Source organism: Micromonospora noduli (assembly GCF_003264475.1).
GTDB lineage: Bacteria > Actinomycetota > Actinomycetes > Mycobacteriales > Micromonosporaceae > Micromonospora > Micromonospora noduli.
The window spans coordinates 67535-89868 of sequence record NZ_PYAC01000007.1; the positions used below are offsets into that span (position 1 = coordinate 67535).

Sequence of the window (22334 nt, forward strand, 5' to 3'; positions counted from 1 at the left end):
CTGCCCTGTGGCCACGGCGCGCGCGACCACCACCCACAGGTCGACGGCGGTACCGTGGTCGCGGGGAGAACGAGCGCACCTGGAAGGACCTGCCATGACCGCCGCGCTGCAGAGCGACTACCCGCCCGAGAGCGGGTGGACGACTGACGATCTGGACGCGCTGCCCGAGGATGGCCGCCGCCGGGAACTGCTCGATGGAGTGCTGCTGATGTCCCCCTCCCCCACCCGCAAGCATCAAATCATCGCTGGGCTACTGATGGCCGAGCTGCACGCCGACTGCCCCGACGACTACGACGTCACCCAGGGGGTAGCGGTACGTATCAACCGCACCCGCTCGTTCATCCCCGACGTTCTGGTGACCACGTCGGTCGCCGCCGCCCGCGAGCCGTCGAAGTACGAGCCGCATGAGGTGGTCCTTGCCATCGAGATCGTCTCACCGAGCACCCGCTCGATCGACCGGGTGTTGAAGCCGGCGCTGTACGCCCAGGCCGGCATCCCCTTCTACTGGCGGATCGAGACCGAAGGCGCGCTGGAGGTCGTGACCTACCGGATCGACGCGGTGAACGAGGTCTACACCGAGACCGGGCGGTGGACAAAGTTCGTCGATACCGGCGAGCCCTTTCCGATCAATCTGCCGATCAGCCGGATCACGCCCCGGGTCCGCTGACGACGGCCGGTGGGAGCATCTCGACGCCGAGTTGTTGCAGCAACTGGAACAGCTCGTTGCAGCTCCACACCTCGACGATCCGGCCCGCCGCGTCGAAACGCAGGAACGTCGCCCCCGAGTAGCTGACCACCTGCCCGGTCGGCGGCACCGGCCCGAACTGCCCGGCGTGGGTGCCGGCGGCCCGCCAGTGCACGGCCACCCGCTCGCCGGCCGCGACCACGTCGACGATCTTGTAGCGGAGGTCCGGGAAGGCCGCCCGGCGCTCACGATGCCAGGCCAACGTCGCCTCCGGTCCGGTGCCGCCCAGCCCCGGGCACTCCTCGGCGACCAGCTCGTACGCCGACTCCTCCTGGCGGGCATTCCACACATCGGCGATGAACCGCCGGGCCGCCGCCTCCACATCCGTCATGCCGGCAGGGTATCCGGGACCACGGTGGGCCGTAGATCCGCGAGGATTGGGTAGAGACACTGACCAGACCGGGAGGGCGACGTGGGCGAGGAAAAAGGCGGCAAGTACGTCGAGCCGGGCGGCGAGTTCACCCGCGACCAGCGGTACATCGCCACCCGGATCACCGAGGACGGGCGCGACGGCTATCCGGTCGAACCGGGCCGGTACCGGCTGGCGGTCAGCCGGGCCTGCCCGTGGGCCAACCGACTGATCATCGTGCGGCGGTTGCTCGGTCTGGAGGACGCCATCTCGATGGCGGTGGCCGGCCCGACCCACGACGCTCGGAGCTGGACCTTCGACCTCGACCCGGACGGCCGGGACCCGGTGCTCGGCATCGAGCGCATCCAGGAGGCGTACTTCAAGCGCTTCCCCGGCTACGAGCGCGGCATCACCGTGCCGGCGATCGTGGACGTGCCGACCGGGCAGGTGGTGACCAACGACTACGCGCAGATGAGCCTGGACCTGTCCACGCAGTGGAGGGCGTACCACCGCGAGGGCGCCCCGCAGCTCTACCCCGAGCACCTGCGGGAGCAGATCGACGAGGTCAACGCCATGGTGTTCCGGGACGTCAACAACGGCGTCTACCGGTGCGGGTTCGCGGGCAGCCAGGAGGCGTACGACAAGGCGTACCACCAGCTCTTCGACCGACTGGACTGGCTCACCGAGCGGTTGACCGACCAGCGCTACCTGGTCGGCGACACCATCACCGAGGCCGACGTGCGACTGTTCACCACGCTGGTCCGCTTCGATCCGGTCTACCACGGCCACTTCAAGTGCAACCGGCAGAAGCTGAGCGAGATGCCTGTGCTGTGGGCGTACGCCCGGGACCTGTTCCAGACTCCCGGTTTCGGCGACACCATCGACTTTGACCACATCAAGCGGCACTACTACGAGGTGCACCGCGACATCAACCCGACCGGGATCGTTCCGCTCGGCCCCGACCTGTCCAACTGGCTCACGCCACACGGTCGGGAAGCGCTCGGTGGCCGTCCCTTCGGCGACGGCACCCCACCCCCACCCCCAGCCGAGCCCGTCGACCCCGCACACACGCCCCTGCGCTGACGGGCGCTGACCCGCCGCAAGATCGTGCTCGATCCTGGATTCAGGGGCCTCCCAGATCGCCGAGACCACTACAACCAGGATCGAGCACGATCATGCAAAGTTCCTCACCGCCCGATGCGCGGTCGTGCGGGGTTCTACAGGGCGATGCGGACGGCTGCGGTGAGGACCAGTTGGGCCAGGGATGCGGGTACGAGGACCAGCCAGCAGAGGCGTTGGAGTTGGTCCTCGCGTAGCCGGGGGTAGGAGACCCGAAGCCAGATGATCACGAAGGAAACCGCGAAGATCTTGAGCAGCGTCCACAGCCAGCCCAGCTGGTCGTCGGCGAACGGGCCCTGCCAACCACCCAGGAACAGCACAGTGGTCAGCGCGGCGATCACCACGATGCCGACGTACTCGGCGAGCAGGAAGAACGCGAACCGCAGACCGGTGTACTCGGTCATGTAGCCGAAGACCAGCTCCGAGTCGGCCACCGGCATGTCGAACGGTGGCCGACGGATCTCGGCCAGTCCGGCAACGAAAAAGATGATCATCGCGGGTGCCTGCCAGAGCAGCCACCACGGCTGCCACGCCTCGACGATGCCCGACAGGCTGAGCGTGCCGGCCGCCATCGCCACCGACGCGGCGGCCAGCACCAGCGGCAGCTCGTAACCGAGCAACTGGGCCGCCCCGCGCAAACCGCCCAGCAGGCTGTACTTGTTGGCCGACGCCCACGCCGACATCAGCACCGCCACCACCCCGACGCCGACCACTGCCAGCACGAAGAAGAGGCCGATGTCCAACGGTTGCCCGACCAGGTCGTTCGGGCCGAGCGGAATGACGAGCAACACCAGCAGGTAGGGCACCAGGGCCACCGCCGGCGCCAACCGGAACACCGCCCGGTCCGCCTCGCGCGGGGTGATGTCCTCCTTCTGCACGAACTTGACCCCGTCGGCCACGAGTTGCGCCCAACCGTGGAAGCCGCCCGCGTACATCGGGCCGAGCCGGCCCTGCATGTGCGCCATCACCTTGTGCTCGGCCTGGCCGACAAGCAACGGCAGGGTGAGGAACGCGACCACCACGCCGCCGATCCGGATCACCAACTCCACCCAGAGCGGCATCAGGCCGTACCCCCGTCGTGGTCGCCCCGGCCATCGCGGCCCGGCGGGTCCGCGATCGGCTCGCCACCCGATGCGGCAGCGCCCTCGCCAGGCTCGCCAGGTGCGGGCGCGCCGGGCGCGGGCTGGTCGGCCGGGCCTGCGCCGGGCACGGTTTCGGCAGCCGGGCCTGCGCCGGGCACGGTTTCGGCAGCCGGACCGGCGTCGGGTTTGGCAGGCGCGGTCGCTCCGGGCGCGGGCTGGTCGGCCAAGCCTGCGTCGGGCGCGGGCTGGTCGACTGGAGCCGGGCCGTCGGTGGCGCCGGCCGGCCGGGGAGTACGCGCCGGACGGGCCCCCGGGGCGGGCCGTGCCGGACGCTCACGCGCCGGTCTGGCCGGGGTGCCGCCACGCGGGCCCTCCCCCACCCCACCGGCGCCGGCCGGGGTGGGCGTGGGCCCCCACTCGCCCGGAGCGGGAACGCCAGGCGGGCGGATCGGTCGGCGCCCGCCGCCGGCCTCGGACTCGCCCGGCTCTTTCGCACCCGGCCAGGGCTTCGCCACCCGGGAGGCCAGCACGAACTCCTTACGCAGCGGGTGACCCTCGAACTCTGGCGGCAGAAGCAGCGGCAGCAGTTCCCCATGCCCGGCGAAGTCGATGCCGAACATCTCGTGCGTCTCCCGCTCGTGCCAGGCGGCACCGGGGTAGACGTCGACCACCGAGGCGACAGTGGGCGCGCCGCGCGGCAACCGGGTACGCAGCAGCAGGCCGTGACGCAGTCGCGTCGACCAGAGGTGCGCCACCACGTCGAAGCCCTCGGCCAACTCGTCGACGGCGGAGAGCCAGTCGAAGAAGTCGCAGGCCAGCTCGGCGTCGTCACGGGCGGCGGAAACCGCGGTCAGCCAACTCGCGGGCGGCACATCGACTGTGGCCCGGGCGAAACGTTGCCCGCCGGAGACCGACGGGGTCGCCTCAACCGGCGCGAGCAGCGCGACCAGTCGAGCGCCGACCTCTTCGGGAGTCATGCCGCTGATCCTAGTGCCGCCCGGGCCCGCACCTGGCCGCCGCCGATGCCCAGCGATCTGCCGGCTTTCGGCGCGGCGCACGCCTCGGCGGGGAAAGATGAGGGCGTGCGCGCTGTGACAGTGAGACCAGGGGTCGCCAATTCGCTGAACCTCGTCGAGGATCAGCCGGAGCCGGCTGCCGAGGAGGGCTCTGTCCTGGTCGAGGCGCTGGCGGTGGGGATCTGCGGCACCGACCACGAGATCATCGCCGGGGAGTACGGCGAGGCGCCGCCGGGCGCCGACCGCCTGGTCATCGGGCACGAGTCGCTGGGCCGGGTGATCGAGGACCCGAGCGGCACCCTGCAACCTGGCGACCTGGTGGCCGGGATCGTCAGGCATCCCGATCCGGTGCCCTGCCCGAACTGCGCGGTCGGCGAGTGGGACATGTGCCGCAACGGCCAGTACACCGAACACGGCATCAAGGGACTGGCCGGGTTCGCCCGCGACCGCTGGCGGGTCGAGCCGCAGTTCGCGGTCGCGCTCGACCCGGCACTGGCCCAGGTCGGCGTGCTGCTGGAGCCGACAAGTGTGGTGGCGAAGGCCTGGGACCACATCGAGCGGATCGGGCACCGGGCCGAGTGGCAGCCGCAGACTGTGCTGGTGACCGGTGCCGGGCCGATCGGTCTGCTGGCCGCGTTGCTCGGCACCCAGCGTGGGCTCACCGTCCACGTGCTGGACCGGAACACCGAGGGGCCGAAGCCGGAGCTGGTCGCCGGGCTCGGCGCCACCTACCACACGGTGCCGGTAAACGACCTGCCCTTCGAGCCGGACGTGGTGATCGAGTGCACCGGCGCTCCCACTGTGGTCCTCGACGTCATGTGCAAGGCGGCCCCGACCGGAATCGTCTGCCTGGCGGGGGTGTCCAGCGGTGGCCGGACCATCGACTTCGACGCCGGGGCGCTCAACCGGGCGCTCGTGCTGGAGAACAACGTGGTGTTCGGCTCGGTGAACGCCAACCGGCGACACTGGACCCTGGCCGCGGAGGCGCTCGCCCGCGCCGACCAGGTCTGGCTCGAGTCGCTGATCACCCGGCGGGTGCCGGTGAACCGGTACGCCGACGCGTACACCCCCGGGCCGGACGACATCAAGGTGGTGCTGGAGTTCGCGTCCTGAGCGACGCCCCGCCCGATCAGATGCCCGGCAGTCGACCGTTGCGGAACAGGTCGACGAAGAGCTGATGGTCCTGGCGGGCGCGCACCCCGTACGCGTGCGCGAAATCCACCAGGTGGGCGACGAATCCCGGCTCGTCGGCGTCCACCGCCGCGACGATCGCCTCCTCGGTGGAATAGTCCACCAGGTCGTGACTGGATTCGTCGTCGGCGACCGAGTGCATCCGGGCCACCGCCCGGCCGAGGTCGACGAGAACCCCGGTCAGCTCCTCCGGCTCGTTCACGTCCGACCAGTCCAGATCGGCGGCGTACGGGGAGACCTCGGCGACCAGCTGACCGGCCCCGTTCAGCTCGGTGAAGCCCAGCCACGGGTCGGCGTGCGCCTGCAACGCCCGCTGCGACTCGGCGGTCCGGTGCCCCTGGTGCTGGAAGTAGCCGCGGACCGACTCATCGGTGACGTACCGCGCCACGGCCGGCACCTGCGCCTGCTTCATGTAGATGACGACGTCGTTCTCCAGCGCCTGGGTGTGCCCCTCCAGCAGCAGGTTGTACGACGGCAGCCCGGCCGAGCCGATGCCCACCCCCTTGCGCAGCACCACGTCCTTGATCCGCGCCGCCACCGGGCGCAGCTGCGTCGAGGCGCTTGGCAGGGTGCCCAGGTAGTCCTGGAAGGCGGCGCTGACCAGGTCCCGGGTGGCGTCGTCGATTTCGAAGACCCCGTCGCCGAGGGAGAAACGTCGCTCGTAGTTGTCGATGGTGGTCTGCGCGGCGAGCAGGTCCACGCGGGTGTTGAGCCGGGCCCGTTGGAGCACCCGGCGCAGCACCCCGTCGGCGTTGTCCAGGGTGATCGAACCGATCGCGTCGTCACCACCGGCGGCGATGGCCCGCAGCTCGGTCAGGTACGACCGGGCGAACCCGGCCACCAGCTCCCCGATCGCCGTGTCGGAGAGCGCCTTGCCGTAGCCGAGCAGGGCCACGCTGGCCGCGAGCCGACGCAGGTCCCAGGTGAACGGCCCGACGTACGCCTCGTCGAAGTCATTGACGTTGAACACCAGCTGCCCCGAGGCGTTCATGTAGGTGCCGAAGTTCTCCGCGTGCAGGTCACCGTGGATCCACACCCGGCTGGTCTGCTCGTCGGAGAACCGGTCGTCGGCGAAGTCGCCGAGCTGGTCGGCGTAGAACAGCGCGGCGCTGCCCCGGTAGAAGGCGAACGGCGAAGCCGCCATCTTGCGGAACTTGCGGCGGAAGGCGGCCGGGTCGATCGCCATCGACGCGCCGAACTCCTCGGTGAGCACGTCGACGATGTGGGTGGACCGCTGGTCCGCTGAGCTGCTCATAGTGCGCAGGCTAGTGCGGCGGGTCCACAACGGGGTGGCGAACGGGCCCATCCATCGATCATGCTGTCTGGGTCACGGCGCGGGGGCCCGGACACCACGGTCGCGTCGGTCGATCGCGTCGCTGCCAAGCGCGGGCGACAGGTCCCTCGCCGGGCGCCGACCACGGAGGACCAGATACAGATGCTCCACAAAACGGGGACCCTACTCACCGCCGCGCTGCTCGGCCTGACGGCGACTATCGGCGGGGCCGGACCGGCCGCGGCCGCACCGTCGACCGCCGCCGACGCTCCCACGTTCTCGCTGAGCCGGCTGGTGCTCGAGCCGACCGAACGCGGCTACCGGGGCAGCCTTCGGGTGACCATCACCAACAACAGCGACAGCACGCAGGGCTTCTACTTCCGGGTCCGTGAGGCGGTGGCCGGCTCCTTCTCCGGGGGCGTGGAGTCACGCTGCGAATCGGACGGCGTGGAGGAGGGGCGGTTGGTCCGCACCTGCGCCCTGCCGAACGGCAACGACCTGGCCCCGGGTGAGTCCCGCAGGGCAACTGTCGAATTCCAGGTGCTGACCACCCCTCGCAGCTACCCGATGATCGCAGCGGGCGGCCTGGTCACCGCCTACTCGTACGAGACCGGATCGTTGGGCACCGTTCCGTTCAGCGCGCAGTTCCGCTCCCTCGACGGCAAGCTGACCCGCCCCCAGACGTACGTGCAGGACACTCAGGCGGACGCGTCGGTCGAGCTGGCCGGCCCGGTGACCGACGGCCCCGAGAACACCCGGCGGGTGCCGCTTCGGGTCCGGTACGGCGGTGACGCCCCGCAACTCGGCCACTCGCTCACCGCCACGCAGCTGCCCGCCGGGTCGATGATCCTCTTCACCGATCCCCATGACGGTCCGGTGTACGGCCCGCAGGCTTTCGTGCCGGGCGGGCTGCTGATGCAGGGTGAGGAGCGCGACGTGGCGCTGTTCATCAGCCGGCCGACCGACCCGGCGGACGAGTCGGCCACGATCACCGTGGAGCTGGCCACCCACTACTGGATGGGAACGATCTCCGACGTCGACCCGAGCGACAACACCGTCACGTTCAACCTGGCCCTGCCGACCAGCTGACCAACCAGCGGACGGCCGCCGCCCGGATCAACTCCGGGTGGCGGCCCACCGCCCTCAGCTGGCGGTGGGTGGGCGTACCGGCGGGGCGGTGAGCGAGTCGACCGAGCGTGGCGCGGCGGCCTCGCGGGGCGGGGCGTCCAGCGGTGCGGCCAGCACGTCCCGTTGCGGCACACCCCCGATGCCGGACTGCTCGGCGGCGATCTTCTCTTGCAGGCGCAGGATGCCGTGCAGCAGCGCCTCCGGCCGGGGCGGGCAGCCGGGCACGTACACGTCGACCGGGATGAGCTGGTCGACGCCCTTGGTCACCGAGTACGAATCCCAGTAGGGGCCGCCACAGTTGGAGCAGGCGCCGAACGAGATGACGTACTTCGGCTCGGGCATCTGGTCGTAGAGCCGCTTGATCGCCGGGGCCATCTTGTCGGTCACCGTGCCGGAGACCACCATCAGGTCGGCCTGGCGGGGGCCGTGGGCGAACGGGATCACGCCGAGTCGGATGAAATCGTGCCGACCCATGCTGGTGGCGATGAACTCGATGGCACAGCAGGCCAGACCGAAGTTGAAAACCCAGAGCGAGTAGCGGCGCCCCCAGTTCAGCACGAACCGGATCGGCTCACCGAGCACTGCCGGCACCTGCACGACCGCCCCCTCTCCTCACCGACAGTGAATCACAGACGGCGTCCGTGCGGTCCGGCGGTGATCGGCGCGAGCGGCCCACCAACTGTCTCGGAGCCGACAAGGATCGGCAGCGATTGACGCGCAACCTGCCGGCGCGCTCGCTTGTGTGACCGGTGCTGGCGAACACAGCGCCGGCAGTCGCCACGGGGAGGACGAGTGCTTGTGACACGAGATGTGCGGGTGGGTGGACGCCCGCCGGACCCACCGGGAATCGCAACCTCCGCGTCCACAGAGCTGGTCTTCGACGACTTCTACCACGCCCACTTCCGTGGCCTGGTGGTGCAGTTGACCGCGTACACGGGCGACCGGGGGCAGGCGCAGGAACTGGTTCAGGAGGCGTTCTGTCGGGCATACGCCCGCTGGGACCGGCTCGCCGCGTACCAGGACCCCCTGGCCTGGGTCCGTCGGGTCGCCTGGAACCTCGGCCACAACCGTTGGCGGCGGCTGCGGACCGCCCAGCTGTGGCTGCTGCGGCAGCGGGAGACACACGTTGCGGAGCCGAGCCCGGACCGGGTCGCCCTCGACGCCGCGTTGGCGAAGTTGCCGCCGAAGCAGCGGCGGGCCGTCGTACTGCACTACCTCGCCGACCTGACGGTCGCGGAGATCGCCGCCCAGGAACAGGTCGCCGAAGGGACTGTCAAGTCCTGGCTGCACCGGGGCCGCACCGCACTCGCCACCCACCTACGCGACACCAATGAGGAGGTGCGGGATGTCTGAGCAGGAGACCCTTGACCTCGCCGAAGAGTTCGCCCGTTACCGCCGTACCGCGCTGGCGGAGGTCGAGGCGCCGGGACCCGCCGCCGTTCGACGGACCGTACGAGGCCGCGGCCGACGCCGGCTGGCTGCCAGCGCCACGACGGCGCTCGCCCTGTTCGGCGGGTCAGCCGTCGGATACGCGGCGTTGAGCGGCCCGGACCACCGGCCCGGTCCGGTCGACCCGACGCCGAACATCTCGGAGTCACCGACGCCGACGCCGATGCCGACGAGCCCGACCCCCAGCCCTGCCGGGACCAGTGCCAGCCCGGCCACAAGCGTGCCGGACGGCCGGTTCAGCCGGGCCCAGCTGCTGGGGGTGCCGGTGACCCTGCCGGCATGGCGGGCCGGACCAGGCTGCCCGACGTCGCAGACGCGGCTCACCGCCGATGCCAGGGAGGACGCGAACTGGCTCTTGGCGCTCGACCACGGCGACCTCGACGGCGACGGCGCTGTGGAGACGGTGGCGCTCGTGCAGTGCGTGCTCGGCACCCGCGGGCCGATGCAGGTGGTCGCCTTCGACCGCGACAAGGAAGGAAAGGTGACGACGGTCGGCCGGGTGGTCGCGACCACCATCGACAAGCCGCAGTGGCTGTTCGCGCTGGACGTCGTGGGCGACGGCACGGTCCGCGTGCAGGTCGGTGACATCGCTCCCGGGGGCGGTTGGCCCGCCGAGTGGTCACAGCGGCAGTGGCGGGGCTACCGCTGGAACGGCGACGGCTTCGCCCAGGTCTCCGGGCCGACGGCCTTCGGTCAGAATCCGCACTCGGCGGACGTCTCGGTCACCGCCACCGACCTCGTGCTGACCACGGCGGACGACGGCTCCCGAACCGGTACGGCCACCGTGCGGGTTCGCAACCGGGGCACCAAGCCGGTCGCCCACGTGGACCTGCGGCTGGGCGTACCCGCGGCGGTGCGGCCGGACGTCGACGGATGGGCCCCGTGCGGGGGCGAGCCCCAGGACACCAGCGAGCCGGTGACCTGCACCCTCGGTCGGCTGGCGGCGGGGGCGGAGGTGCGGCTGGACCTCAGTTTCCGGGTGGCCAAGGGGGTCGCGCTGGGCACCGGAAAGGCCGACGTGCGGGTCTGGGCGATGGACGCCGGATTCGACTTCCTGTTGGACGTCAACGACGCCGACAACCAGGTGCGGATGACCTACCGCTGAGCATCCGGTCGCCGGCCGCTACGTACGCCACGGGGGCGTACGTAGCGGCCGGCGCTCCGGTCACCAGGTGGGACGTTGCAGCAGCCCGACGAACTCGACCAGCAGCCGCTCCCGCAGGGCCGGCGGCGCGGCGTCGAGCAGCGTGTTCACCACCGCCATCCGCTCCGGCAGCGGCGCACCATCGGGCTCGCCGCCCATGCCCAGCCCAGCGGCCAGGCCGGCGACCAGCTCCGGGGTCAGCGCGTCCGGGGTCAGCGACGTCGCCAGCGCCGTCAGTTCAGGCGGAAGGGCGACCGGACCGGCCGCCTGGGCTGCGGCCACCGCGTCGGTCAGGTCCGGTCCGAACTCGGCGACCCGGGGCGCGACCGCGGCGGTCACCGTGAGGTGCACGCTGGCGGGCAGGCCGTCGTACGACAGTTGGGGTTGGGTGTGCCAGCCGCGCGCGGTCAGCTCGTCGACCAGGACGAACAGGTCGGGGCCACCCTCGGTGGCGGTGAAGCAGACGACTGTCGACTCCGGCTCGGCCATCAGCCGTAGCCCGTCGACGGCGCGGACCGCGTCGGCCAGCCCGGTTACCGCGTCCCGGGTGGTGGCGGTCAGCCGCAGGTAGCCCTCGTCTCCGAGGTGCCGCAACGTGGCGTACGCGGCGGCGATCGGGCCGCCCGAGCGGGTGGACGCGATCACTGGATTGATCATGGTGTAGCCGGGCCAGTCGGCGTACGCGAAGTACTGCGGGGCGCGCAGCGTGGCGTCGCGGTGCAGCAGCACGGACACCCCCTTCGGCGCGTACGCGTACTTGTGCAGGTCGACCGAGATGGAGGTGACCCCGGGCACCGCGAAGTCGAACGGCGGCACCGGCTCCCCGAGCCGGCGCAGGTACGGCAGGGTCCAGCCGCCGAAGCAGGCGTCCACGTGGCAGCGCACCCCGGCCTCGGCCGCGGCGGCCGCGATCTCCGCGACCGGGTCCACCACCCCGTGGGCGTACGACGGCGCGGAGCAGGCGACCAGCACCGTCTCCGGGCGGATCGCGGCTGCCATCGCGGCCGGGTCGGGACGCAGCGTCTCCGGGGAGACGGGCACGACGTCCAGCGCCACCCGCAGGTAGTGCGCCGCCTTGGCGAACGCGGCGTGCGCGCTGGACGGCACCACGATCCGGGGTGCGGCGATCTCCGGGTGCGCGTCCCGGGCTGTCTTGACGGCGAGGATCAGCGACTCGGTGCCGCCGCTGGTGACGCTGCCGACGACGTCCGGGGCGGTGGTGCCCGGGCCGGCGCCAAGCACCCGGCCGGCGGCGCCGACGAGCGCGTTCTCCATGGCCAGCAGGGACGGGAACGCGGTCGGGTCCAACCCGTTGACGTGCGCGCTCTCCCGGTGGGCGGCGGCGGCCAGCTCGTCCAGGCCGGGCACCGCCGGGTCGTAGACGTACGCGAACAGCCGTCCCCCGTGGGTGGGCGCGTCACTCGCCCGCAGCTCCCGCACCTCTTCCAGAACCCGTTCCGCCGGAACCCCGGTAGCGGAAAGCGCCCCAGCCTCAACCCTGTTCTCGTCGATCATGGAGTTACGGTGCCCTTCTCGTGACGGTCAACGAGGTTCGTCCCCCAGCACAACCCCACGATCCGCCAGGTCGCTGTGGGCGGTGAGGGTGTACTGGCGGAGCAGAAGGATCGGAGGGGCGATCAGCAGGGCCGGGATCAGCGTGAAGCCGAGGAGGACACCCAGCCTCGCCGTGTCGGACTGGGCCGCCGCCGAGCCGGTGTCGGAGGACACGTAGCCGGAGAGCTGGAGCACCAGTCCGTAGATGCCCGGGCCGAGCGCCAGGCCGAAGGTCTCCCCGGCGGTCCACAGCCCGGTGAAGACGCCCGCCTGCCGTCGACCGGTGCGCGCCGTCTCGTGCGCGATGCAGTCCGGCAACATGGCCAGCGCGAAGACCTGCTGCCCGGCGTACCCCACGCCGATCAGCGCGACCACGAGATAGACGGCCACCGCCGGCAGCACCGGGGCGGCGACCAGGGCGAACGCGCCGACGGCGAGGATGAGTGAGGCGACGACCAGCGCGGTGCGCTTGCCCAGCCGGGCACCGATCCGGCTCCAGATCGGCATCACCAGCAGCGCCGGCCCGACGAAGCAGACGAAGAGCAGGGTCGGCCCGCTCTCCTCGTCGCGCAGGATCTGCCCGGCGAAGTAGTTGACCCCGGCCAGGATCGTCGCCACCCCGGCGGACTGCACCACGAAGCAGATCAGCAGTGCCCGGAACGGGCGGTTGGCACCGGCCACGGCGAGTTGGGCGCGCAGCGTCGGCTCGCTCGCGCCCACCGTTCCGGTCGGCGCGGACCGGGTGCCCAGGAACGCGCCGAGGGCGCCGAGGGCGATCAGCACCGCCACGAACAGGCCCATCCAGCGGTGCCCGGCCACGCCGTCACCACCGGCGCTCACCACCAGCGGCGCGACCGCTCCGGAGACCAGGATGGCCAGCGCCAGCACCGCGATCCGCCAGGTCATCAGCCGGGTGCGCTCGGCGTAGTCGCCGGTCAGCTCCGCCGGCATCGCCACGTACGGCACCTGGAAGAAGGCGAACGCGGTGGCGGTGGCGAGGAACGCGAACGCCACATACGCCACGGCGGCCGGACCGTTACCGAAGGGCGCGGCGAAGATCGACGCGAACAGGACGGCGAGCGCGAGGCCGGCGACGAGCAGGTACGGCCGGCGAGCCCCCCACCGTGACCGGGTGCGGTCGGAGATCCGCCCGGCGACCGGGTTGACCAGCACGTCCCAGGCTTTCGGCAGCAACACCAGCAGGGCGGCCAGCCCGGCGGCCACGCCCAGGGTGTCGGTCAGGTACGGCAGCAGCAGCAGACCGGGCACGGTGCCGAACGCTCCGGTCGCCAGTGAACCGAGCGCGTAGCCGGCGTGCACCGACCGGGGCAGCGAGCCGGTGGCTGACGAGCCGGCGCCCGGCGGCGTTTTCATGGGCCCGAATGTTACTCACGTTATTTCGAGGGCTGACCAACCTGCCGGCCCTGGTACGCACAGCCGAACAGTCAGGTTGACGGCAGTACAGGCCCGCAACCGCCGTCACCGTGTCGGAGTGTTACCGGTGCCCAGGGCTGACCAGCCTGGCGGTAACGGGGAGGGGCAGTGACAGCAACGATGGGAGCCCGCGCCAATGAGCCACCGGCGGCACGGCCGGCCGGCGGAGTGGTCGCGGCGACGATCACCTTCGACGACTTCTACTACGCGCATTTCAGCAGCGTGACCGCTCAGTTGTGCGCGTACACCGGGGATCTGGGGCACGCGCAGGACCTCGCCCAGGAGGCGTTCTACCGAGCGTTGGCCCGCTGGGACCGCCTGGTCCGGTACGACGACCCGGTGGCCTGGGTCCGGCAGGTCGCCTGGAACCTGGCCCGGAGCCGCTGGCGACGCTTGCGTACCGCCCGCAACCATCTGCTGCGGCAACGACGCACCGAGGCGGAGGTGGCCGGCCCGACCCCCGACCGGGTGGCGATCGACGCGGCGCTGGCGCAGTTACCCGCCAACCATCGCCGAGCGGTCATCCTGCACTACCTCGCCGACCTCTCCGTCAGTCAGATCGCCGCTCAGGAAGGGGTGGCCGAGGGCACCGTGAAGTCCTGGTTGCACCGAGGCCGGACGGCCCTGGCCGGGCTGCTCGACGAGAACACCGAGGGGGTGTGCGATGTCTGACCTCGACCCGCGACTGCGCGAGCGGCTCACCGCGTACCGCAATGATGTGGTCACCCAGATCGCCGGCCCCGGCCCCGACCAGGCCCGACACCTCCTGCGCCGACGCCGGCGGATGACAGCCGTGGCCGTGGCCGCCGCGGCGGTCATTCTGGTGGTGGCCCCCGTCGTCGCCAACGCCGCACTGCGCGGTGACCAGAACAGGCCGGTGCCGGCGGAGTCCGTCCAACCCACCGCCCCGTCGACCTCGGCACCGACGCCCACACCGCCCACGTCGCCGTCGGCGACCACGAGCACTCCGAACGCCCCGGACGGGCGGATCAGTCGGGCCCAACTGCTCGCCACCCGGGTCGACCTACCGAGTTGGCCGTCGGGGATGGCGGAGGGCGGCTGCACCACCTCGAAGGTTCGGCTCAAGACCAACACGACGGACACCTTCGTGTCGATGTTGGCGGACGCCCCGTTCAGTTACGGCGACCTGGACGACGACGGCGCCGTCGAGACCCTCGCCGTCGTCGCCTGCCGGTACGGCGAGGCGTCGGCAAAGCAGGTGGTGGCCTTCGACCGGGATCTGGACGGTCGAATCGTGACTGTCGGCAGGGTGGTCCGGACCGGTGACGGGTTCGACGACATTCGCGCCGTGGAAGTCCACCGGAACGGATCGGTCGAGGTGCGCGTGGCCGACATCGTGCCGTGCTGTGGCACACCGGTCTACCTGCGCCGAGAGCAGGTGCGGACGTACCAGTGGGACGGGAACCGATTCGGTCAGACCGACGGCCCCACGGCATTCGGCAAGGACCCCCGACTCACCGACCTGAGGTTGCGCATGACCCACGAACTGGTCGACGTCCCCGGTACCGACACCCGGCGCAAACTCACCACCGTCCTCACGGTCACCAACGCCGGGCCGCTCGACGCGCCCCAAATCTCTATCCGTGGCTTCGGCTTCGAGGCGGCGGGCGGGGACTGGTCGAAGTGCGACCCGAAGCACGCGGCCGAGACTGCCAACCGGTCGTGCCTGCTACCCGGAGTACCGGCCGGTGGGTCGCGGCGCTACACGTTCGTGCAACTGGTGCCGGGTGAGCCCGGGCCCGACGCGCACATCCGCGGATTCTGGGTCGCCCACCACGACGCCCAGGACCGCGAGTGGCCCGATCTGAAAAGGGACGACAACAGCGTCGATCTCCCGTTCAAGCTCTGATCCACCTCGCGGTGCCCCGTCCCTAACCCGGAAGGGGCACCGCACCGCTCGCGATCCGCGCCACCGACCGCACCCGCTCGACGATGGTCACCGAACCTCGTCCGGCGACCAGCCCGCCGCCGCGATGTCCACTCCCTCGCCGCGCAGCGGCACTCCCTCGGCCCGCAGTCGGGCCCGCGCCTCCCGCTCGTGCCCCGGCGGCAGTCGCCCACTCGCGGTCACCACCCGATGCCAGGGCACCGAGCCCCCGTGCCGGGCCATGATGTTGCCGACCAACCGGGCCGAGGCACGCCCCGAGCGCTCGGACAGCGCGTCGGCCACCCCGCCGTACGACATGACCCGGCCCTCCGGGATCCGCTCGACCAGGTCGAGCACCGCCTCGACGTACTCGTCTGGAGTCACAATCCGCCACCATATGGGAACGCCGCCGGGCGGTGCGGCAGTGACCACGCAGAATGGTCGGGTGCGCGACGCAGTCACGACGGCCCGGCGGGTCGTCGTCAAGATCGGATCCTCCTCGTTGACCACCGCCACCGGCGGGTTGGCCGACGAGCGCGTCGACACGCTGGTCGACACCCTCGGTCGACTCACCGCCGAAGGGCGCGAGGTGGTGCTGGTCTCCTCCGGCGCCATCGCCGCCGGGCTCGCCCCGCTCGGGCTGTCCCGACGCCCGCGCGACCTGGCCACCCAGCAGGCCGCCGCCAGCGTCGGGCAGGGGCTACTGATCGGCCGGTACGCGGCCAGCTTCGCCCGGCACGGCCGCACCGTCGGGCAGGTGCTGCTCACCGTCGACGACGTGACCCGGCGAGCGCACTACCGCAACGCGTACCGGACGCTGCGCAAGCTGCTCGACCTGCGGGCGGTGCCGATCGTCAACGAGAACGACACGGTGGCCACCCAGGAGATCCGGTTCGGCGACAACGATCGGCTGGCCGCCCTGGTGGCCGCGCTGGTGCACGCCGACCTGCTGGTGCTCCTCTCCGACGTGGACGCGCTCTGGACCGGCGACCCCACCAACCCACGCTCGACGCGGATCGCCGAGGTGCGCGACGACGCGGACCTCGCCGGCATCACCATCGGCGGGGCCGGTCGGTCCGGCGTCGGCACCGGTGGCATGGTGACCAAGGTCGAGGCCGCCCGGATCGCCACCGGCTTCGGCATCCCGGTGGTGCTCACCGCCGCCGACCTGGCCACGCCGGCGCTGGCCGGCGAACCGGTCGGCACGCTCTTCCACCCGCAGCGGCGACGGCCGACGGCCCGGCTGTTCTGGCTGGCCCACGCCACCTCGCCCCGGGGGCGGCTGCACCTCGACCCGGGCGCTGTCGCCGCCGTCGTCGGGCGGCGCAAGTCGCTGCTCCCGGCCGGCATCACCGCCGTGGACGGCACGTTCACGGCCGGCGACCCGGTGGACCTGGTGGACACCGCCGGCGCACCGGTCGCCCGAGGGCTGGTCAACTACGACGCGGTGGAGCTACCCGGGCTGCTCGGCCGCTCCACGTCCGAACTCGCCGCGGCGCTCGGCCCGGCGTACGAACGAGAGGTCGTCCACCGCGACGACCTGGTGCTGCTCTAAGGAGTCAACAATGAGTGAGCGTCCAGCGAGCGAATCATCGGCTCAGGGCTTTGGTGCCTCAGGCCGGCACGGAGCGCAGCGGAGTGCCGGCATGAGCGTGACCGAGCAGGCGCGACGGGCGAGGGACGCCGCCGCGGAGTTGGCCGTGGCCACGCGTACGGTCAAGGACGCCGCGCTGGTGGCGATGGCCGACGCGCTGGTGGCACGTACCCCGGAGATCCTGACCGCGAACGAGACGGACCTGGCGGCCGGCCGTGAGGCCGGGCTGAGCGCGGCCGTGCTGGACCGGCTCGCGCTCGACGCGGGTCGGGTGGCCGGCATCGCCGACGCGTTGCGTGAGATGGCCGCGTTGCCCGACCCGGTCGGCGAGGTGGTCCGCGGGTCCACCCTGCCCAACGGCCTGGAGCTACGCCAGATCCGGGTGCCGTTCGGGGTGGTCGGCATCATCTACGAGGCGCGGCCCAACGTGACGGTGGATGCCGCCGGGATCTGCCTGAAGTCCGGCAACGCGGCGCTGCTGCGCGGGTCGTCGTCGGCCGCGCACTCGAACGCCGCGCTGGTAGCGGTGCTGCGCGACGCGGTCGCCGGGGCGGGTCTGCCCGCCGACGCGGTGCAGTTGCTCGATGCCAGCTCCCGCGACTCGGTCAAGGAGCTGATGCGCGCCCGGGGTCTCGTCGACGTGCTCATTCCGCGCGGTGGCGCGTCGCTGATCCGTACCGTGGTCGAGGAGTCGACAGTGCCGGTGATCGAGACCGGGGTGGGCAACTGCCACGTCTACGTCGACGCCGCCGCCGACCTGGCGAAGGCCGTCGCGGTGACGCTGAACGCCAAGACGCAACGCCTGTCCACCTGCAACACGGCCGAGTCGCTGCTGGTGCACGCGGGCATCGCCGACGCGTTCCTGCCGCCGGTGCTGGCCGCGTTCGCCGAGGCGGGGGTGACGGTGCACGGCTCACCCGAGGTGGCCGCCTACTCCGCCGCCGTGGTCCCGGCGACGGAGGAGGACTACGCCACCGAGTACCTGTCCGCCGACATCTCGGTGGCGGTGGTCGACTCGCTGGACGCGGCGGTCGCGCACATCCGCCGCTTCGGCACCGGGCACACCGAGGCGATAGTCACCGACTCGGCGAGCGCGGCCCGCGACTTCGTCGCGAGGGTGGATGCAGCGGCGGTGATGGTGAACGCGTCGACCCGGTTCACCGACGGGGGCGAGTTCGGCTTCGGTGCGGAGATCGGCATCTCCACCCAGAAGCTGCACGCTCGCGGTCCGATGGGCCTGCCCGAGCTGACCAGCACCAAGTACGTCGTCACCGGCGACGGGCACGTGCGCTAGCGGCGGGGCGGCTCAGCCGGGCGGCGCGGGCCGGGCCGCCCGGATCGCGGCCAGCGTGGCGTGCACGTCGAACTGGTGGCCGTCGTCGCTCTCCCAGCCGCCGTCGCTGCGCTGGGTCTCGGTCAGCCGGCGCAGCGCCCGCACCATGATCCAGTCCTGTGGGTCGACGCCGGCGCGGCGCAACGTGGCCGCCAGCCACGCCACGTCCCCGGGGGACATCTTCGGCATCCGCTCGGCGAGCACCACCTGGATCCGGGCGGACTCCTGGAACATCTCCTGCCGGTGCAGCACGGCCGCGCTCAGCCAGCCGGCGGCGAGGTACGACGGCCAGCTACCGTCCGGGCGCAGCCGCGCGGCGAGCGAGTGGGCCGCCGCCTGCACCACCCCGGCGTACGCCCCACCGACCCGATGGTCGAGCGGACCCGAGGCCCGGGCGTCCAGGCCAGCGACGGTGAGCCAGAAGCCGGCGTTGGCCGACACGAGGAACCCGGCCTCCGGGTCGCCGGGACGGGCCCACTCCGGTGCCGAGTCGGCCAGCGACGCGTCCTCTTCCCAACCGCCGTCGGCCTGCTGCCGGGACGCCAGCCAGTCCAGGGCGCGGCGGGCGGCGGGACGGCCGAGCCCGCCCAGGTCGTCCAACTCCACGAGCCGGAAGCAGGTGGCGTCGATCGAGGCGACCTCGCCGCCCCAGGTGGCCGGCCAACCGCCGTCTGGTGACTGGCCGACCTCGGCCGTCTCCAGCAACTCGGCGGGCACGGCGGTGCCGTTGCGGAGCCAGGAGAGGCGGGCGCGTTCCACCGCATCCCCATGCGCCACGACGAACCCGATCGCGGCTTCCAAGTCGACCACGGCGGAGACGCTACCTGCGCAGACGCGATGCCGCCTCAGAGAATCGGCCAGCCCGGAATGGCTGCGTCGCTCCGGCCGGACGGCCGCTCGGCGTCATCTGCGTCGATTTGCCGGGGCGGCTACGCGGCCGCCCCGGCTCGATCGTCAGTACGCGGGCAGCGACGGGTCGATCTGCTTGATCCAGGAGAGCACGCCGCCCTGCACGTGCACGGCATCCTTGAATCCGGCTGCCTTGAGCGCGGCGAGCGCCTCCGCCGAGCGGACGCCGGACTTGCAGTGCAGCACGATCTGCCGGTCCTGCGGCAGCTTCGCGAGGGCCTCACCGGAGATGATGTCGCCCTTGGGGATCAGGGTGGCGCCGGGGATCTGGACGATCTCGTACTCGGCCGGCTCGCGTACGTCGACGAGGAAGATGTCCTTGCCGGCGTCCTGCCACTCCTTGAGCTCCAGGGCGGTGATGGTCGAGTCGAGCGTCGCCTCCTGGGCCTCCTCGGAGACCGCGCCGCAGAAGTCCTCGTAGTCTTCCAGCAGGTCGGTGACCGTCGGGTTGTCGCCGCAGAGCGCGCAGTTCGGGTCCTTGCGGACCTTGATCTTGCGGTATTCCATTTCCAGGGCGTCGTAGACCATCAGGCGACCGACCAGCGGCTCACCGATGCCGGTGAGCAGCTTGATCGCCTCGTTCACCTGGATCGAACCGATCGACGCGCAGAGCACCCCGAGCACGCCACCCTCGGCGCAGGAGGGGACCATGCCGGGCGGCGGCGGCTCCGGGTAGAGGCAGCGGTAGCAGGGGCCGTGCTCGGCCCAGAACACCGACGCCTGGCCGTCGAAGCGGTAGATCGAGCCCCAGACGTACGGCTTACCCAGCAGCACCGCCGCGTCGTTCACCATGTAGCGGGTGGCGAAGTTGTCGGTGCCGTCGACGATCAGGTCGTACTGGGCGAAGATCTCGCGGACGTTCTCGCGGTCCAGCGCGGTGTTGTGGATCTCCACGTTGACCAGAGGGTTGATCTCGCGGATCGACGCGGCGGCGGACTCGGCCTTGGAACGGCCGATGTCGGAGACGCCGTGGATGACCTGGCGCTGGAGGTTCGACTCGTCGACGGTGTCGAAGTCGATGATGCCGAGCGTGCCGACCCCGGCCGCGGCGAGGTACAACAGGGCGGGCGACCCGAGGCCACCGGCGCCGACGCAGAGCACCCGGGCGTTCTTCAGCCGCTTCTGGCCGGTCACCCCGACGTCCGGGATGATCAAGTGACGTGAGTAGCGGCGGATCTCGTCTACGGTCAGCTCGGCGGCGGGCTCGACGAGCGGGGGCAACGACACGGTGGACTCCCCGGGATCGGCGGTGTGAACCGCGCCATTGTTGCTCGCGGGAGCCCTCCTCGGCCATGAGGGACGACACGTGGTCCGGTATGCGGGAGCGGGAATAACCGACGAGCCGGCAGATCAGGGGACGATGTCCCCCGCGTAGCGACGGCCGTCGAGGTACGGCCAGGCGTTGGCGACGCAGCCCTGCAGCCCGTACGTCTGCTGCTGCATCACCGGGGCGGGCTCCCCCGGGCCGGGGCACGCCTCGTGCTCCTCACCGAACTCGTGGCCCACCTCGTGATTGATGACGTAGGTGCGGTAGGTGTCCAGCGAAGCGCCGTAGTCGGGGACCGCCTCCATCCAGCGGGCCAGGTTGATGATGACCTGACCGGGCAGCCGACAGGAGGTGTAGCGCTCGGTGGTCAACCCGCCCTCGGCGCACATCCGCTCGGACGTGACCGGGGTGGCCAGGTAGATGGTGAAGTCGGCGGCCCCGGCGTCGGCCACCCGTTGCACCCGCAGCTCATCGGACGCGATCCAACTGCGCGGGTCGGCCAGCACCTCGTCCACACTGGCGGCGAACACGTCGGCGTCCTGGCCGGCGCCTCGTTCGACGACGACCCGGTATCGGTGCAGCGGCCCGTCCGCACCGTGCACGGGCGTCTCGCCGTCGGCTGCCGTGAAGCGTCCCGCTCCGACCGACGGATAGCCGGTGGGCGCCGGGTGCGCGGCCACCCCACCTCCGTGGCCCATCCCGCCCTGGGTGGTGGCCGGAGGCTCGGACGACGGCTCGCCGCCCCGGCTCACCGTCACCCCGATGGCGGCCGCGAGCACGAGCAGGCCGAGCAGCATGCTGCGACGACGACGCCGGTGCATCCGGACGAACGCGGGACGCACGCCCCGCAACGCCGACCGGGGCTCGGGCGGCCGGGGCGGGCCGTAAGGGGACGACGGCGTCATGGGATCAAGCCTGCCAGATTATTCGGGCATTTCTCCATTTTTATCGCTATTACCGCAAGACGCCTGATGGAGGGGTCAATGGTCAGCGTGTCAGGCCGATCAACTCACAGGGCGGGACCGGTGTATCGACGCCCGTTCAGGTACGGCCACGGGTTGACCCGGCAACCGTTGAGGAAGAGCGTCTGCTGCATCATCACGGGTGCCGGGCGGCCCGCACCGGGGCAGCGCTCGTGCCGATGCCCGAGCTGGTGACCCACCTCGTGGTTGACCACGTACGTCCGGTAGACCGCCAACGGCACACCGGCCGAGACGAAGTGCGGCACTGACAACCGCCACCGATCCAGGTTGATGATCACCTGGCCGGGCGCCCGACAGGACGTGTACGGACGACCGTTGATCCGGATGTCCACCCCACCCTTCGCGCACATCCGACCCGCGGTGCGGGCAGTGGCCAGGTAGACGGTGAAGTCCCGAGGCGCAGCCCCCGGCACCTGCTGTAGCCGCAACCTACCGCTGTCGACCCAACTGCCCGGCCCGGCGAGCGCCGCTTCAACCGCCTGGGCGAACTCGGTGACGTCCTCAGCACTGCCCGACTCCACCGCGACCCGGTAACGCCGCAGCTCACCCGCCCGACCGAGCACCGGGCCGGAACGGGCGTCGTAGCCGAACCCGCCCGTGCCGGCGCTCGGAACCGCGCCGGGCACCCGCAACACCGGGGGCGGGCTGGACGGAACCGCGGCAGACGGCGAGGGGCCGGGCGGCAGCGGCCCGGCCACCAGCGGCGGCGCGCCGATCTCCTCGGCGGCCAACCGGTCAGCACCGGGATGCCCACCCGGCCCTTCGGCGATCACGGTCACCGCCGCGCCGACGGCCACCACCACCGCCACCAGTTGGGCGAACAGTGCGAAACGTCGCCGACGGCGAGCAGGATGGCGGGCTGAGCTGGGCATCCAC

The 22334-nt window shown here is 71.5% G+C and carries 21 protein-coding genes and 1 pseudogene; 10 read left to right on the top strand and 12 right to left on the bottom strand.

Going from position 1 to position 22334, the window contains the following annotated elements:
• Positions 1-94 precede the first annotated feature (94 nt).
• Entirely contained in the window at positions 95-667 is a 573-nt protein-coding gene (locus tag MED15_RS10050) for a Uma2 family endonuclease (RefSeq protein ID WP_112584778.1), read from the top strand.
• Here the strand turns inward: MED15_RS10050 and MED15_RS10055 are convergent.
• Positions 648-1076 carry an ester cyclase gene (locus MED15_RS10055; protein ID WP_112700493.1) on the bottom strand — a complete coding sequence of 143 codons (429 nt, stop codon included), beginning with the start codon at positions 1074-1076 and terminating at the stop codon, positions 648-650. The genes MED15_RS10050 and MED15_RS10055 overlap by 20 nt on opposite strands.
• Positions 1077-1157: 81 nt before the next feature.
• Here MED15_RS10055 and MED15_RS10060 point away from each other — a divergent pair, with 81 nt between their 5' ends.
• Positions 1158-2177 (top strand): glutathione S-transferase family protein, encoded by a 1020-nt coding sequence (locus MED15_RS10060; protein ID WP_112584775.1) that lies wholly within the window; start codon positions 1158-1160, stop codon positions 2175-2177.
• A gap of 134 nt (positions 2178-2311) precedes the next feature.
• Here MED15_RS10060 and MED15_RS10065 read toward each other — a convergent pair whose 3' ends face one another.
• Both MED15_RS10065 and MED15_RS34155 read right to left on the bottom strand, forming a co-directional pair.
• Positions 2312-3274 carry a complex I subunit 1/NuoH family protein gene (locus MED15_RS10065; protein ID WP_091402514.1) on the bottom strand — a complete coding sequence of 321 codons (963 nt, stop codon included), beginning with the start codon at positions 3272-3274 and terminating at the stop codon, positions 2312-2314.
• Positions 3275-3675: 401 nt separating this feature from the next.
• Positions 3676-4272, bottom strand: a pseudogene (locus MED15_RS34155) (NADH-quinone oxidoreductase subunit C); the annotation flags it as partial.
• Between the two features lie 105 nt (positions 4273-4377).
• On the opposite strand from MED15_RS34155, the gene MED15_RS10075 reads away from it, so the two are divergent.
• Positions 4378-5424: a glucose 1-dehydrogenase gene (locus tag MED15_RS10075; RefSeq protein ID WP_112584771.1), complete on the top strand. Its 1047-nt coding sequence runs from the start codon at positions 4378-4380 to the stop codon at positions 5422-5424.
• Between the two features lie 16 nt (positions 5425-5440).
• Here the strand turns inward: MED15_RS10075 and MED15_RS10080 are convergent, their stop codons facing one another.
• A complete protein-coding gene (locus MED15_RS10080; RefSeq protein ID WP_112726546.1) occupies positions 5441-6757 on the bottom strand; it encodes a DUF2252 domain-containing protein in 1317 nt (438 codons plus the stop codon).
• Between the two features lie 180 nt (positions 6758-6937).
• On the opposite strand from MED15_RS10080, the gene MED15_RS10085 reads away from it, so the two are divergent.
• Entirely contained in the window at positions 6938-7864 is a 927-nt protein-coding gene (locus tag MED15_RS10085) for a hypothetical protein (protein ID WP_112731161.1), read from the top strand.
• 54 nt (positions 7865-7918) lie between these two features.
• On the opposite strand, the gene MED15_RS10090 is transcribed toward MED15_RS10085, so the two are convergent.
• Entirely contained in the window at positions 7919-8500 is a 582-nt protein-coding gene (locus MED15_RS10090) for an NADH-quinone oxidoreductase subunit B (RefSeq protein WP_112584765.1), read from the bottom strand.
• 195 nt (positions 8501-8695) lie between these two features.
• On the opposite strand from MED15_RS10090, the gene MED15_RS10095 reads away from it, so the two are divergent.
• Together MED15_RS10095 and MED15_RS10100 are read left to right on the top strand one after the other, a co-directional pair.
• The gene (locus tag MED15_RS10095) at positions 8696-9256 is read left to right on the top strand and encodes a SigE family RNA polymerase sigma factor (protein WP_112584763.1); all 561 of its coding nucleotides are present in this window, start codon (positions 8696-8698) and stop codon (positions 9254-9256) included.
• The gene (locus MED15_RS10100) at positions 9249-10457 is read left to right on the top strand and encodes a hypothetical protein (protein ID WP_112584761.1); all 1209 of its coding nucleotides are present in this window, start codon (positions 9249-9251) and stop codon (positions 10455-10457) included. The genes MED15_RS10095 and MED15_RS10100 overlap by 8 nt, the downstream gene beginning before the upstream one ends.
• Before the next feature lie 60 nt (positions 10458-10517).
• On the opposite strand, the gene MED15_RS10105 is transcribed toward MED15_RS10100, so the two are convergent.
• Together MED15_RS10105 and MED15_RS10110 are read right to left on the bottom strand one after the other, a co-directional pair.
• The gene (locus MED15_RS10105) at positions 10518-12011 is read right to left on the bottom strand and encodes a pyridoxal phosphate-dependent decarboxylase family protein (protein WP_112584759.1); all 1494 of its coding nucleotides are present in this window, start codon (positions 12009-12011) and stop codon (positions 10518-10520) included.
• A gap of 27 nt (positions 12012-12038) precedes the next feature.
• Positions 12039-13424, bottom strand: coding sequence for an MFS transporter (locus MED15_RS10110; protein ID WP_112735425.1), 1386 nt, complete (start codon positions 13422-13424; stop codon positions 12039-12041).
• 168 nt (positions 13425-13592) lie between these two features.
• Here MED15_RS10110 and MED15_RS10115 point away from each other — a divergent pair, with 168 nt between their 5' ends.
• Both MED15_RS10115 and MED15_RS10120 read left to right on the top strand, forming a co-directional pair.
• Positions 13593-14156, top strand: a complete 564-nt coding sequence (locus MED15_RS10115; protein WP_112584755.1) for a SigE family RNA polymerase sigma factor — start codon at positions 13593-13595, stop codon at positions 14154-14156.
• The gene (locus tag MED15_RS10120) at positions 14149-15354 is read left to right on the top strand and encodes a hypothetical protein (RefSeq protein ID WP_112735427.1); all 1206 of its coding nucleotides are present in this window, start codon (positions 14149-14151) and stop codon (positions 15352-15354) included. Before MED15_RS10115 ends, MED15_RS10120 begins: the two co-directional genes overlap by 8 nt.
• 87 nt (positions 15355-15441) lie before the next feature.
• On the opposite strand, the gene MED15_RS10125 is transcribed toward MED15_RS10120, so the two are convergent.
• Positions 15442-15756 carry an MGMT family protein gene (locus tag MED15_RS10125; protein WP_112699104.1) on the bottom strand — a complete coding sequence of 105 codons (315 nt, stop codon included), beginning with the start codon at positions 15754-15756 and terminating at the stop codon, positions 15442-15444.
• A gap of 13 nt (positions 15757-15769) precedes the next feature.
• On the opposite strand from MED15_RS10125, the gene proB reads away from it, so the two are divergent.
• Together proB and MED15_RS10135 are read left to right on the top strand one after the other, a co-directional pair.
• On the top strand, positions 15770-16927 hold the full coding sequence (proB, locus tag MED15_RS10130) for a glutamate 5-kinase (protein WP_112584751.1): 1158 nt from the start codon (positions 15770-15772) through the stop codon (positions 16925-16927).
• Between the two features lie 91 nt (positions 16928-17018).
• Positions 17019-18260, top strand: a complete 1242-nt coding sequence (locus tag MED15_RS10135) for a glutamate-5-semialdehyde dehydrogenase (protein WP_112584750.1) — start codon at positions 17019-17021, stop codon at positions 18258-18260.
• A 12-nt stretch (positions 18261-18272) separates the two neighbouring features.
• On the opposite strand, the gene MED15_RS10140 is transcribed toward MED15_RS10135, so the two are convergent.
• From MED15_RS10140 to MED15_RS10155, 4 genes are all read right to left on the bottom strand, one after another.
• Positions 18273-19160, bottom strand: coding sequence for a prenyltransferase/squalene oxidase repeat-containing protein (locus MED15_RS10140; protein WP_112584749.1), 888 nt, complete (start codon positions 19158-19160; stop codon positions 18273-18275).
• A 93-nt stretch (positions 19161-19253) separates the two neighbouring features.
• On the bottom strand, positions 19254-20435 hold the full coding sequence (moeZ, locus tag MED15_RS10145) for an adenylyltransferase/sulfurtransferase MoeZ (protein WP_112584748.1): 1182 nt from the start codon (positions 20433-20435) through the stop codon (positions 19254-19256).
• Between the two features lie 123 nt (positions 20436-20558).
• Positions 20559-21380, bottom strand: coding sequence for a DUF3152 domain-containing protein (locus MED15_RS10150; protein WP_112584747.1), 822 nt, complete (start codon positions 21378-21380; stop codon positions 20559-20561).
• 104 nt (positions 21381-21484) lie between these two features.
• Complete coding sequence (locus MED15_RS10155; protein WP_112604056.1) at positions 21485-22330, bottom strand: DUF3152 domain-containing protein; 846 nt, start codon at positions 22328-22330, stop codon at positions 21485-21487.
• Between the last annotated feature and the right edge of the window lie 4 nt (positions 22331-22334).

What these genes read in the sequence shown, in the direction of transcription:
- MED15_RS10055 (WP_112700493.1), bottom strand. Translation starts at nt 1,076, where the DNA reads ATGACGGATGTGGAGGCGGCGGCCCGGCGGTTCATCGCCGATGTGTGG.
- MED15_RS10105 (WP_112584759.1), bottom strand. Translation starts at nt 12,011, where the DNA reads ATGATCGACGAGAACAGGGTTGAGGCTGGGGCGCTTTCCGCTACCGGG.
- MED15_RS10120 (WP_112735427.1), top strand. Translation starts at nt 14,149, where the DNA reads ATGTCTGACCTCGACCCGCGACTGCGCGAGCGGCTCACCGCGTACCGC.
- MED15_RS10110 (WP_112735425.1), bottom strand. Translation starts at nt 13,424, where the DNA reads ATGAAAACGCCGCCGGGCGCCGGCTCGTCAGCCACCGGCTCGCTGCCC.
- MED15_RS10065 (WP_091402514.1), bottom strand. Translation starts at nt 3,274, where the DNA reads ATGCCGCTCTGGGTGGAGTTGGTGATCCGGATCGGCGGCGTGGTGGTC.
- MED15_RS10085 (WP_112731161.1), top strand. Translation starts at nt 6,938, where the DNA reads ATGCTCCACAAAACGGGGACCCTACTCACCGCCGCGCTGCTCGGCCTG.
- MED15_RS10080 (WP_112726546.1), bottom strand. Translation starts at nt 6,757, where the DNA reads ATGAGCAGCTCAGCGGACCAGCGGTCCACCCACATCGTCGACGTGCTC.
- MED15_RS10050 (WP_112584778.1), top strand. Translation starts at nt 95, where the DNA reads ATGACCGCCGCGCTGCAGAGCGACTACCCGCCCGAGAGCGGGTGGACG.
- MED15_RS10155 (WP_112604056.1), bottom strand. Translation starts at nt 22,330, where the DNA reads ATGCCCAGCTCAGCCCGCCATCCTGCTCGCCGTCGGCGACGTTTCGCA.
- proB (WP_112584751.1), top strand. Translation starts at nt 15,770, where the DNA reads ATGGGAACGCCGCCGGGCGGTGCGGCAGTGACCACGCAGAATGGTCGG.
- MED15_RS10150 (WP_112584747.1), bottom strand. Translation starts at nt 21,380, where the DNA reads ATGACGCCGTCGTCCCCTTACGGCCCGCCCCGGCCGCCCGAGCCCCGG.
- MED15_RS10100 (WP_112584761.1), top strand. Translation starts at nt 9,249, where the DNA reads ATGTCTGAGCAGGAGACCCTTGACCTCGCCGAAGAGTTCGCCCGTTAC.
- MED15_RS10135 (WP_112584750.1), top strand. Translation starts at nt 17,019, where the DNA reads ATGAGCGTGACCGAGCAGGCGCGACGGGCGAGGGACGCCGCCGCGGAG.